Source organism: Anaerobacillus sp. CMMVII, assembly GCF_025377685.1.
In the GTDB taxonomy this organism is placed as follows: Bacteria; Bacillota; Bacilli; order Bacillales; family Anaerobacillaceae; genus Anaerobacillus.
On record NZ_JACEHK010000004.1, the window covers coordinates 99,290 to 111,190 of the forward strand.

General features: G+C 37.3%; 14 protein-coding genes and 1 pseudogene. 14 read left to right on the forward strand and 1 reads right to left on the reverse strand.

Going from position 1 to position 11,901, the window contains the following annotated elements; all coding sequences use genetic code 11:
* The first annotated feature begins 110 nt into the window (after positions 1-110).
* The 14 genes and pseudogenes from H1D32_RS08975 to H1D32_RS09040 all read left to right on the forward strand — a co-directional run bounded on the left by H1D32_RS08975 (position 111) and on the right by H1D32_RS09040 (position 10,347).
* Positions 111-1,217, forward strand: coding sequence for a flavin monoamine oxidase family protein (locus H1D32_RS08975; RefSeq protein ID WP_261177936.1), 1,107 nt, complete (start codon positions 111-113; stop codon positions 1,215-1,217).
* Positions 1,218-1,656: 439 nt separating this feature from the next.
* On the forward strand, positions 1,657-1,863 hold the full coding sequence (locus tag H1D32_RS08980) for a hypothetical protein (protein ID WP_261177937.1): 207 nt from the start codon (positions 1,657-1,659) through the stop codon (positions 1,861-1,863).
* A 101-nt stretch (positions 1,864-1,964) separates the two neighbouring features.
* Positions 1,965-2,225, forward strand: a complete 261-nt coding sequence (locus tag H1D32_RS08985; RefSeq protein WP_261177940.1) for a hypothetical protein — start codon at positions 1,965-1,967, stop codon at positions 2,223-2,225.
* Positions 2,226-2,391: 166 nt separating this feature from the next.
* Positions 2,392-3,428, forward strand: a pseudogene (locus tag H1D32_RS08990) (serine hydrolase domain-containing protein).
* A 169-nt stretch (positions 3,429-3,597) separates the two neighbouring features.
* Entirely contained in the window at positions 3,598-4,161 is a 564-nt protein-coding gene (locus H1D32_RS08995) for a hypothetical protein (RefSeq protein WP_261177942.1), read from the forward strand.
* Positions 4,162-4,297: 136 nt separating this feature from the next.
* Positions 4,298-4,858, forward strand: a complete 561-nt coding sequence (locus H1D32_RS09000; protein ID WP_261177944.1) for a VOC family protein — start codon at positions 4,298-4,300, stop codon at positions 4,856-4,858.
* A 374-nt stretch (positions 4,859-5,232) separates the two neighbouring features.
* Positions 5,233-5,526: a hypothetical protein gene (locus H1D32_RS09005; RefSeq protein ID WP_261177946.1), complete on the forward strand. Its 294-nt coding sequence runs from the start codon at positions 5,233-5,235 to the stop codon at positions 5,524-5,526.
* Complete coding sequence (locus H1D32_RS09010; RefSeq protein ID WP_261177963.1) at positions 5,481-5,726, forward strand: 3'-5' exonuclease; 246 nt, start codon at positions 5,481-5,483, stop codon at positions 5,724-5,726. The genes H1D32_RS09005 and H1D32_RS09010 overlap by 46 nt, the downstream gene beginning before the upstream one ends.
* A gap of 270 nt (positions 5,727-5,996) precedes the next feature.
* Positions 5,997-6,962 carry a patatin-like phospholipase family protein gene (locus tag H1D32_RS09015; protein WP_261177947.1) on the forward strand — a complete coding sequence of 322 codons (966 nt, stop codon included), beginning with the start codon at positions 5,997-5,999 and terminating at the stop codon, positions 6,960-6,962.
* Positions 6,963-7,153: 191 nt separating this feature from the next.
* Entirely contained in the window at positions 7,154-7,399 is a 246-nt protein-coding gene (locus tag H1D32_RS09020) for a hypothetical protein (RefSeq protein ID WP_261177948.1), read from the forward strand.
* A 1,010-nt stretch (positions 7,400-8,409) separates the two neighbouring features.
* Positions 8,410-9,129 (forward strand): polysaccharide deacetylase family protein, encoded by a 720-nt coding sequence (locus H1D32_RS09025; protein WP_261177950.1) that lies wholly within the window; start codon positions 8,410-8,412, stop codon positions 9,127-9,129.
* Positions 9,130-9,244: 115 nt separating this feature from the next.
* Positions 9,245-9,580: a hypothetical protein gene (locus H1D32_RS09030; RefSeq protein ID WP_261177952.1), complete on the forward strand. Its 336-nt coding sequence runs from the start codon at positions 9,245-9,247 to the stop codon at positions 9,578-9,580.
* A gap of 108 nt (positions 9,581-9,688) precedes the next feature.
* Positions 9,689-9,811 (forward strand): hypothetical protein, encoded by a 123-nt coding sequence (locus H1D32_RS09035; protein WP_261177953.1) that lies wholly within the window; start codon positions 9,689-9,691, stop codon positions 9,809-9,811.
* A 314-nt stretch (positions 9,812-10,125) separates the two neighbouring features.
* Positions 10,126-10,347 (forward strand): hypothetical protein, encoded by a 222-nt coding sequence (locus H1D32_RS09040; RefSeq protein ID WP_261177954.1) that lies wholly within the window; start codon positions 10,126-10,128, stop codon positions 10,345-10,347.
* A 435-nt stretch (positions 10,348-10,782) separates the two neighbouring features.
* On the opposite strand, the gene H1D32_RS09045 is transcribed toward H1D32_RS09040, so the two are convergent.
* Positions 10,783-11,901: DDE-type integrase/transposase/recombinase (locus H1D32_RS09045; RefSeq protein ID WP_261177955.1), on the reverse strand; the 1,119-nt coding region annotated here is incomplete at its 5' end.

Sequence of the window (11,901 nt, forward strand, 5' to 3'; positions counted from 1 at the left end):
TGGGGGTAATGGTACATTAATAAATAGTTTAGATAACCTTCTATATTATGAGATGAGGGTTCAAAAACTGTTTGTTTTGGACGGTGTGAACAGTAATTGGAGGTAAAGATATGAATGATCCTATTATAATTGTGGGGGCTGGTTTAAGCGGGCTTCATGCAGCATCTATGCTTTATTCACAGGGCGTCGATTGCAGAGTTCTAGAGGCGCGAGGCCGAATTGGAGGTAGAGTTTTAAGTAGGGCAACCGTGGACAGGCCTGAGCTTGGCAAGTTTGATTTGGGACCAACATGGTTCTGGCCGCAACACGAGCCTGTTATCTCTAGTCTTGTTAGTGAACTGGGCTTACGGACATTGGTACAGCACACCGAAGGAGCAATGCTTTTCGAGCAATCTCAAGATGGGCCGATTCAGCGACATGAGCTACAAGAAGGGGCAGTTGAAAGGTCAGTTCGACTTATTGGTGGTGTTCAGTCCCTCATCGACGCTGTGGAAGCCACTATTCCTCAAGGGATCGTGCAATTAAACACGCACGTAACAGCAATCGGTATGGATAAAGAAGGAACGGTCACTCTAGAAGTAATCCTAGTTGATGGAAAGAAGGAAAGCATTCGCGCAAGAGCCGTTATCTTAGCTTTACCGCCCCGAATCGTGGCGCGTCAGATAGTATTCTCGCCATCTCTTCCTAGCAAGCTAATGACGGACTTGGTAGACAAGCCGACGTGGATGGCGGGACATGCAAAGGCGGTTGCGATTTATGATCGCCCCTTTTGGAGGGAAGAGGGACTTTCCGGCCAGGCAATGAGCTGGCGAGGTCCCTTGCAAGAAATCCATGATGCATCACCCGATACAGGTTGTGGTGCACTCTTTGGTTTCTTTGGACTACCTGTAAAGATGCGCCAAGAATTGGGTGAGGAAAGAGTTCTCAAACTTGTCGTCGACCAGTTGACTCGTTTTTTTGGACCATCCGCTGAAAAACCGATTGCCCTTTTATACAAAGATTGGTCAAATGACTCGAATACTGCTACTAGGGATGACGCCAGACCTAATAGCAATTTTCCAAACTATGGTCCACTAACAAGTGCTGGTGCCTGGGAAAAGAAGGTCATTTTTGCTGGTACAGAAACCTCATCTGATCATGGAGGTCATCTTGAAGGAGCACTTCGGGCAGCAGAGCGTGCGGTTTCTGAAGTTATTGAGTTTTACAAGACACATTAATGATAAGCTAAATCTGAGAATATACCACCCTATAAAAAGCACTTTCCAAAATGGAGGTGCTTTTCCTGTTGAAGGGGTGGAATGAAAGAAGGCAACCAAGATAATCGTTATTGTGAGTTGCGGTAAAATGTTATTTTTTTAACCAGGAAATTAATTTCAATGGGTGATTTTGAACTACCGTCATAATAAAATCCCACAATGGAAATTTGGATGATATAAGCGATTGTTATTGATTGGACAGGTCTTTTTGGTCGAGTCATTTCTTATAAGAATGACGGGAACGTTCCGCCGGTTTCCAGACTAATAAAGTGATTATAATCAATGAATAAGAACTAAATAATTGATTTATAAAATGGATATTTATGTTAATATAAACCGGTGGACGAGTTGTGGAGAAACCTCCTAAATTGTTCGACAATTTTGATAGGAGTGGGCATATTTGAACAAAAACAAACTACATTTGATAATCGCATTAGGAAGTGTCGCTATCTTAACAATAGGTGGTTTAGTGTTTAACCAAATACATAAAAATTATCTAGCAAATCAACTTATCATAGAAAAATGCTTTGATAACTTCGATATTGAAAGTGAAGTAGTGATTAAAAAGGATGGCTTTTGGTCTCCTGTTATTTGTGAAAAAAAGTAGTGTTTTTCAAAAAAGACCTTATAGGAAAGGTCTTTTTGGCAGACTAGTGACTTAAAACTTGTGTTTATTTAAACGGAATTGGTAGAAAGAGAGGGCTAAAATTGAAAGAAAGTAAGAATGGAAAATTATATTTTAATATGGTTTTGGGTTCGATCGGGATAATTCTTGTTTTTATTGGAAGTTTTGAATTTCTTAAAGTAGTTGAAAATCTTAAAGTTTTTTTTCTAATCATGATAGGTATGATTATTTTAGTTCAATATATCTATCAATTAGAGGGAAAAGCTGGACTTAGTAGTAAGACTATTTGGATAAAGTCAGGTATCTTAATAACCTGCATTCTTGGCTTTTTTTATTTTTCGTAATTGGAGGTACCGCTAATATGTTAAATCTTTCAGGAAACGTAAATAATCAAAGTTACATATAAGAATAAGATAATGGTTGTACTGTGAAAGGGACAATGTACCTGTCCCAGTTGCTAAACATAGCTGGTCATCTTTGTATATATTTTTTTGAAAGAGGAGGGTTACGATGAAAACTAATTTACTAGAGCGTATCACAGCTTTGCAAAAAGAAATTGAATTTTCAGGTACGGTTTTGGTCACTGACGATAAGGGAATTTTGGCAGAAGTAAGTTATGGGTATGCTAATCTCTCTGATCAATTAAAAAATAGCATTTCAACTCGCTATGGAATTGCATCGGGATGTAAGCTTTTTACGGGAATTGCAATATGTCAGCTAGTGGAGGAAGGAAAGCTATCCTTCGATTTAAAGTTAAAAGAATGTCTTAATGTTGATTTCCCACACTTTGATGAAGAAATAACGATCCATCATCTATTAACACATACTTCTGGAATACCTGATTACTTTGATGAGGAAGTAATGGATGACTTCGAAGAGTTGTGGATTAAACATCCAATGTATCATATTAGAAGTCTGAGAGACTTTTTGCCGTTAATTCAAGATCAACCGATGAAATTTAAAGTCGGAGAAAGGTTTCACTATAATAATGCCGGTTATATTTTGCTAGGTTTAATTGTTGAACAAGCTAGTAAACTTAACTTTTCTGACTATATTCAAAAACACATTTTCGATAAAGCTGGTATGGGGGAATCCGGATACTTTGAACTAGATGCTCTTCCAGCGAATACCGCACTAGGTTACATTGATCATCCAGATGGAACGTGGAAAACGAATTTTTATTCTTTGCCAGCAAAAGGTGGTTCGGATGGTGGCGCATTTGTATCAGTAAAGGATATGGATAAACTATGGGATGCACTAATGAACAATGTACTTCTAAGCGAAGTAACCACTCAACAGTTGCTCACTTCCCACGTTCGAGTCGATGATGAAAATCAATTTTATGGCTATGGGCTATGGATAAAGAAAAAAGAGGCGAGATACACAAATATCATGTGATGGGTTATGACCCTGGTGTTAGTTTTCATTCTGCCTTTTATCCTGAGAAATCGCATAAAGTAGTTGTGTGTTCAAACAGGTCTGAAGGTGCTTACGGTATAATGAAGGGCATTGAAGATGGTCTAAATGTCATTGGGACTAGTAAGTAATTGACTAATATCTTTGATGTGAGGTAGCTGAATACGGCTATTGGCTGCCATAACGGTTCAAATAAGGGGACACAGGGACAGGTTCACTGTCCCACCCCAACATAGCAAAAATAAAGGATAATCTGTAATTTGATGGGGAAAATACTGAAAAAATATAAGGGTGAAGAAAATGAAAAAGTGTATTTACCTACTTTCGTTTGTCCTAAGTATCGTATTTTCAACAAACATAGATAAAGGTTATGCAATTGTAAATGATAGACCTCGACCTTTTGAAGAAGCCTACATTGAAATTGGCTATAAATCCGTTGAAGAAGCCTTAATTAATTTTGAAAAGCATTTCAATCAAAGATTAGCGTTACCACTCAGAGTACCGCCAATCGTTTTCACCCATAAATTCGGGAGATTTAATGATTTAGAAGGAGCTCTAAACGACAGTTTTGAAGTTGAATACGTAAATGAAAACTCCGGCAAAAACCACTATATGATTAAAGTTAAGCATATTGACCATAAACTTAAAATACCGTCTAAATACGTTTTAAATGACTATACCTTAAAAAACGGGAAAAAAGCACAATTCATTAAAATTTCAACGAATTTCAAGGCCCTTGTTTTTGAACGAGATTGCTGGCAATACACACTAAGCATCGATAGTGGAGTGTCTCAGCAAGTAACTCCTGAAGTGCTTGTCGAGATCGCTAATTCCATTGACTATACAACTACTTCCGAAAAATAAAAATACATTTCCAGTAGCGTTTCTTCAACATTGAAAGAACGCTTATTATTTTTGTACAAATGGATTAAGTGTTAAGATTGAATTAGGCTATTAAACCATAGGCTATATTAGAATAGGGATGAAGGGAGTGACTGTTTTGAACTATATTTTGGATCACGTAGGAATCGCTGTTAGAAGTATTGATGATGCACTCCCCTTCTATATAAATGTATTAAATGGGGTACTAGAGGATCGTTATACAAGTGAAATGCCGGGTGTTGAAGTTCACGTAGCTGTTGTCCGAACTGACGATAAAATAATTGAATTATTGGAACCAACGAACAAGAACTCACCAATTGCTCGCTTCATAAAACAACGTGGAAAAGGGGTGCATCATCTCGCATACCGCGTTGAGGATTTGGATAAAGCGATTCAAGAAGGCAGAAAAAATGGAGTTCGGTTTCTAGACGACACGCTTCGTACCAACACGCGAGGTAGAAGACTTATCTATATTAATCCAGTATCAACAGACGGAACATTAATGGAACTTTGTGAGTATCCAAACTCGGAAAGTCAGGTGTCGGAAAGTCAGGTGTCTGACACCGCTTGTGGACAAAAAAGTGTAAAAATCCACAGGGAATGGACAAACGAGGGCCAGAAACCAAAGCTTGATAAGAGAGATTACAACTCCCTAAAAAGAACCAGACATAGCCATTAACTCGATCACCTCACTCATGTGAATTCTTGGATAGCTTAACAAAAAATATAACTGGGATTATTATACGGTTGCCTCGGTTACCTCTATCTGCCCGCTATGGGACTATTCGCTATGAATCGAGAGAATACAGTAATATGGAAAAGGCTCGGTTCATAAGAATAAGTGGTTAAGTTAAGAAGGAGAAAAGTATAGAATTGTCGAGACCTATTCTGAAGCGAATCGGTCTCTTTTTTAAAAAAACAATAATTTTTATATGATAATCCATTTTATTGAGAATTTGTTGGGAAATTTGTTAGGTAGCTAGATTGTAATTTTATTCAATTAAAGTAATGCAAGGATAAAAACAAACTATTGATGCTGTTGTGGTTCTAGTGTTGGCCGAGACGTTTAGTAAGGAAATGCAAATCGTCGCCAAGCAAATCAAAGTGCTCGACGAACAAAAGGGCGTACCGTATTCAGAAATCTTGATACTCTACCGCGTCAAACGAACTCACAAATTCAACATCATTGATACGATTAAAAGCTCATTAGAAAAGCAAGGCTTACCGTACTATTGGCAAACTGAAAACGAAATGAGCAAACGAAACTTAATCGTGATGACGACACGGTTAAAATTAGCACCATCGACAGCAGCAAAGGCCTCGACTTTCAAGCCGTATTTGTCGTAAACCTAGACAATATGCCTTTCCCTTTAGAAGAAAACAAAGAACGAGAAGTATCACTGCTTTACATTGCCATGACAAGAGCCAATGAGTATTTATGTGTGTCATATACTGGTGCGTCAGAGTTCACCGCTTACTTTGAGAAGATTAAAGAAGATAGAAAGAAAATAGTTGAGGAGAGTAGTGTGCGGAAGAAGGGAGGGTGATAGTTAAAATCCAAGAAGACCTTAAGCAGGATAAGATTATCTAATATAAATCAAATTGACAAAAGTAGTCTATCCTTTATCATTTTGGGTGAAAGTTAGGCTGCTTTTTTACTTTCCTTGATAAGCACTTCACAGTTCATCTTTCTTTCGTTTAGCGAAACGAAAGAAGCAGCAGAACCGTCCCCACGCTTCCTATAAAAATGTGAAGTTTAGGCATAGTACTTCCTTCATTCTTATAAAATGTAATAGCTAAGTGGGAGGGGTTGCAAGATGAAGGTTGATGGAGTCTTTGAAGGTGGTGGAATAAAAGGGATTGCTCATGTAGGTGCCATTTCGGTGGTCGAAGAAGCGGGCTATAAATGGGAGCGTCTAGCTGGTACTTCTGCAGGTTCTATTGTAGCTGCATTGTTAGCAGTTGGTTATAATGCTTCAGAGGTACAGGAGTTAATGTTACAATTCCCGTTTGAAAAAGTTGAACAAAAAGCACTACTTACAAAGGTTCCTATAGCAGGACCAATACTTAATCTATTATTTACTAACGGAATTTATAAGCTTACCTTTTTTGAACAATGGCTAGAGGAAGCCTTGAAACGAAAAGGGAAGAGGACCTTTGGTGATTTGCCAGAGAATAAGCTAAAAATAGTCATAACGGATATTTCGAATAGTAGAATGTCCATTCTCCCCGACGATCTGCCTTTTTACGGAGTAGACCCAAGAACATTTTCCATTGCTCGAGCTGTTAAGATGAGTAGTTCAATTCCTTTCTTTTTTGTTCCTGAAAAATTAAATGGTCATACAATTATTGACGGCGGTGCTCTTAGTAACTACCCGATTTGGATTTATGACTCTCTGGGAGTCCCAAGGTGGCCGACATTTGGCTTCCGCTTATCAGGAGAAATGATACCTACCGATTTGCCCAAGATAAGGGGGCCAGTATCTAAAACAATCGCAATTGTTCGGACAATGCTTGATGCCCATGATAAGCGTTATATTGAAAAAGAGGCTGCCATCCGAACGGTTTTTATTACAGGGATTACCAATGGTGCTACGGATTTTCGTATTTCTCAAAAGGATAAGCTGCAGTTAATCGAAATCGGCAGAAACTCAGCAACGAAATTTTTACAGGAATGGGATTTTCAGAAGTATATTAAGGAATATCGTTCTGAAAAAGTAGCTGAGAATTTGACGTTACCACCAATTAAATCGGAGGTCATAAAAATAAAGACCCGCCTTTAAAGTTACAGGAAAAGACTATAGTAAGAAGGGAGACGTGGGGACAGGTATGATGTCCCTGTTAAACTCATCTTTGTCCAAGAAGTTAAGTGCTAGGCTCCGCTAACGACCAAAAAAGTACTAGTAAATAGCGTGAATTCTTTGTAAAATTTTTTAAACGAGTCCAAAATTCAAAAGGCTGGAGGTGATCCTAAATGGAAAAACAAATCTTTGAACTACTTACAAAGATGAATCGTGAATTTCAAGAAATGAAAACTGATATTCATAATTTAAGGTCTGAAATGCACGGTCGTTTTGACAATGTTGATTCAAAAATAGAAGGCATCGGACTACAGTTTGAATTAACAAATGAATCGCGAATAAATGACGTTGTGTTTATTACTGATAAAGTTAATAAACTTGAAAAAGAAGTTTTTATTATTAAAACAAATAAAAATTAATCGATGGCAGTAGATGTCCTAAAAAGCGTAACGTAAATTCATAGCCACGGAAGTATCTTCTAAATATTTACTCCAAAGAACTCCCCCTTCGAAACCTCATAGATGGAGATAAAAGAATTGATTTTGAAGAAGCAGTCGACCATCTAGTCGACTGTATTTTTATAAAGATAAGAATGTATAAAATTTCAACGTAATAACTGTCTAGCTCCACCGCCCAGCCCCTCGAGGTCAAATGTTCTTCGAGAATAAAAGTGAAAGAGCACACTTTTTTTCTCGAAGAACATTTGCTAGTCGGGGCTTAACAGGGCGCTTGCGCATTTCTTAATTGAAAGGCGCACCTGCTAAATTCCCTTTCCAATTCCTTCTACGATTATTTTCTCAAAACCTTTTTTCTCCCACGAAGTCATCAGTTCCATAATACGAGATAATTCGAGGAGTGACTGCGTAACTAATGATGAGTTAAGAAGCCATGTTGAAGACATACATGCTGAATTTCCGGTGTCAGACACCTTTCGTGGACAAAATATGCAATTAGTCCGTCTGATATGTACTATTTTCAATGAAGCGTCCCCACGATTCAATTCCTTACCATAAACAAAGGTTTTTCTCATTTCTTGTCGAATAATTGATATATACTTCCATTATTAGTTGAAAAAGGGAAGTTGTGACAACTACGGGTAATGGTATCTATAAAGAATACCTAACAAGAAAGGATCTGACGTAAATGAAAATTGAAATGTTAGAATCCCTCATGCTATCTTGGTTGCGACATACCAAGCATTGCCAGTCGGTACAGTTGAATTGGAAGCCGTCAAAGACTTCCTGGCAGTTACATAACAGAATATCCGGTGTCAGACACCCTTCGTGGACAAATTTTGCAATTAGTCCGTCTGGTATGTACGTATTTAAATGAAGCAAGGGAACGGTTTGATATGCTCCCATTGTTTGGCGAAACAAAGGAAGCAACAGAACCGTCCCCGCGCTTCTTATAGTTTAATTTTGGGGGTCATATGAAAAAAATAATAAAAAGTATTAGTATTGCTATCGTGTTATTGATTGCTGTTAGTTATTCAGTAAATGAGTTATCTCAATCAAGAACGTTCCAATTCTTTGGTGGTTTAGTTAATAGTGTCGAAACAAACGAAAAAGTAGTAGCCTTAACATTTGATGATGGTCCAGGGGTAAATACAGATGAAATATTAGATATTTTAAGAAAATATAATGTGAAAGGTACCTTCTACTTAACTGGGTATGAAATCGAGAAACATTTTAACGATGCGATTCAAATTGTGCAAGAAGGACACGAAATTGGAAATCACTCCTATTCGCATCAAAGAATGGTTTTTAAATCTCCATCTTTTATTAAAGATGAAATAGATAAAACGGATGAGTTAATACGACAAATCGGTTATGAGGGAGAGATCACTTTCCGTCCACCTTTCGGAAAAAGGTTAGTTTTGTTACCGTATTATCTATCTAAGGAAGATCGGTATACCATTTACATGAATTTAGAACCTGATTCTTTTCCCGAAATTGCTGCTGATGCAAATGAAATTGTACATCATGTTGTAGAAAATATAAGACCAGGTTCAATTATTTTATTGCATGTCATGTATGAAAGTAGGAGAGAATCACTCCATTCAGTAGAAGGTATTATTACCTCGTTAAAAGAACAAGGATATACATTTGTTACAATTTCGGAATTATTAGAGTATGAAAATCAAGAATGATATTAAAAAATTCTTCAACTAAAAAATGCGATAGCACAATAAGGCTGTCGCTGCCGTTGTGTCGCTAACGAAGCAGAATACTGAAAGAAGAAAATTTACGAAAGAAGGAATTTTTATGTTTATATTGTCATCGTTGGCTTTGTTATTAGTAATTTTTGCATTGTTCAAGTTCTTTTCTGTGAAACGTCCTTTAACTACTACGCTAATTGTTTGTTTAGTATTTTCAACTATATCTACCATTAGTTTGTGGTTTAATTACAAAGCGAGCTTTGGAGAACAAGACGGGATTGCTATTTCAAATAAACTTAGTTATTGGATAATCACAGACAGCGTTCGATGGTCCCAGGAATTATTTATGGATTATTTTATTTATGCGTTGGTTGTTACTATACTTATAGCTGTTCTAATTGTCATTATCTTTTCTGTCAGCAAGCGGACCAGAATAGCCTAAACACTCTTCAACAAACGGTGTGCTTTAGTGGAACAGCCACAGTAACTCCTTTGTTTAAGTATTGAGCAGAATAGTGAAACAAGAGAAAAATTATGTGGGGGAAGAAAAATGAGGAGAAAAAATGAGGAGAATACAGACTTATTCGATAGAGGTTTCTTTGGAAAGCCAGGATGTATGATTATTCTTATTGTTGCTGTTATTGCTTTTTTTACGATTAAGAACCTATTTTAATTTTTTATTAACGGAGGCGATAGTTCAGTAAGTTGTCGTTGCTGTTGTGGTGCTACTGAGCAATTTACTAAATAATTAGATTCATTGGGAGGTAACAATGGAACTTATTATAGCAATATTAGTTGTGTTACATCTGCGGGGGCTCTATATTACATGGGTAAATTAGGTTTCAAGTGGGGCAAAAACATGGATGACGACGAAAGTAAAAGCAAATAACAATTTGTTGAATTTAACGATAGCGATAGCTGAATAAAGGTGATCGCCTTTTTGTCTCGAAGTAATAAGCAGTTTAACAAAATACAAGGGGGTTATTGATGTGGGAAATTCCGATATACTTAATCTTAGCACCTATTTTAACGATCATTATTTCTTTACTCTGTACAATTAGGTTTAAAAAGTATTTTATGCCACCTTTAATCATATTTTTTATTCTTAACATCCCAACAGTAGTGGTTCCATTAGTTTATAACGTGGGTTGGCAAGGTGTTTCGGGTGGGCAATTTTTTATACAGTTATATCGCTTATTATTTCATTAATTTTTTGGAGCTTTAGGAAAAAATACTCTATTCTAAAGTCTGCATAATACATCAAATGAAGCGACTATATACTTCGGAAATGTATGTAACAAAAAATGTTAGATTTTCACTAACTAGCGCGATACTGGAACAAGCTGCAGTGACGTTTTCTTTGTAAGTATTGAAGCAGTTTAATGTTTAATGAATTGGAAGTGTCAAAAGTTCTATGAAAACTAAAGGCTGATGAAACTTTCTACCAATTAATCTGGGGGTAGCTCCCGCCATCGCTCTTGACAAACACGCCAATGGTTTAGAGTGAGGTTTAACAAGGGCGAAGCGGACAAAAGATGGCATGCCAAATAAACCCTTGGTTATTTCCATTTTAAACCATTGGCAAGTTCGGTTTGTCAAGAGTTCGCTTCGCCGCTGGCTAGAAAGGGCTCTGCTAAACAAAAGTTAGGCTCTTTGTTCGCTGATCCAATCCTGGGCTAGACCAATAAGAGTTGTCCATCTAGCAGGCATGTTTGGAAGCTTTTCTAGCTCTGGTATGGTCACAGGCACTTTTCCTTCTAAGGCCGAATGAGGTCTTAGAAAGTTGAAGTAAGCGACAAATAATGTCACGAATGAAACAGAACCATGTTCTGAACCGAATCCATGAGTTGACCGATAGTTCCCTTTAAAGGTTCGATTTAGTCGCTCAATAATTTGTTTGAGAGGTCTGTATTCCTTTGAAACTTCATCTTCGTTCGTCAAGCCAATCACTTGAATGACCTCAAAAGGGATTTGATGCTGGGCAAAGAAATGTTGAGCTAACAAGTAAATTGGATTTCCATCAACCACAAATGTAAGGTTCTCAGGTATTTTCTTAAGCTTTAGTAATACTTCGTCAATCGCTTTTATGGCGGTTGCTGTATCTCGGTTAGGTGACACTGGGTAAGAGAGTATCACTTTCTTTACAGCGTCAAAGAAGAAAAATAGGTAATGCCAACGGCCATTTACACGGATGTACGTTTCGTCCCCACAGAATTGGTCAGAGAGTTCATAAGGATAGTGATCAGTAAAAGGTTTCAACCATAAGGCAACACTATTCTCGTAGTTTAAAATGCTTTGGTGAGAAATAGAAACACCATGGATATCCTTCATTAAAGCAGCTGTTTTGCGAGCTGACAGACCATAATTGACGTGATAAGTAAGGATAAGTCCAAGTGTATATGGAGACACATAAATTCTTGATAGATCAACTCTCGGCCTCTTTGGTGAATGCTTCGCTAACGGTTGAAAATCAATGTGAAATTGGCGGTAAATATAGCGAAGTTTAAAGGCTTGGGGATCTTTCTTGAACCTATTTTTCTCTTTTTGAGTCATCGCATTTCGTTTCTTTTGGTAATAAGAACAAGCATCATTTTTACACTTGTACACATGGAAGTCTTTTCTTTCTTTCACTTTTTCTAGTGTTTTTGAACAGTGAGGGCATTTCAGGATTGTTTCATTTAGATAGCGGTTTTTTTCACTGAAAAGACACGTACACACCTTACATTGATATTGTCCTTTCGCCCCATTATTGGCATACAAGTA

Bases quoted from the DNA above. Each gene is read 5' to 3' on its own strand.
- H1D32_RS08975 (WP_261177936.1), top strand. From the start codon at position 111: ATGAATGATCCTATTATAATTGTGGGGGCTGGTTTAAGCGGGCTTCAT.
- H1D32_RS08995 (WP_261177942.1), top strand. From the start codon at position 3,598: ATGAAAAAGTGTATTTACCTACTTTCGTTTGTCCTAAGTATCGTATTT.
- H1D32_RS09015 (WP_261177947.1), top strand. From the start codon at position 5,997: ATGAAGGTTGATGGAGTCTTTGAAGGTGGTGGAATAAAAGGGATTGCT.
- H1D32_RS09020 (WP_261177948.1), top strand. From the start codon at position 7,154: ATGGAAAAACAAATCTTTGAACTACTTACAAAGATGAATCGTGAATTT.
- H1D32_RS09025 (WP_261177950.1), top strand. From the start codon at position 8,410: ATGAAAAAAATAATAAAAAGTATTAGTATTGCTATCGTGTTATTGATT.
- H1D32_RS09030 (WP_261177952.1), top strand. From the start codon at position 9,245: ATGTTTATATTGTCATCGTTGGCTTTGTTATTAGTAATTTTTGCATTG.
- H1D32_RS09035 (WP_261177953.1), top strand. From the start codon at position 9,689: ATGAGGAGAAAAAATGAGGAGAATACAGACTTATTCGATAGAGGTTTC.
- H1D32_RS09040 (WP_261177954.1), top strand. From the start codon at position 10,126: ATGTGGGAAATTCCGATATACTTAATCTTAGCACCTATTTTAACGATC.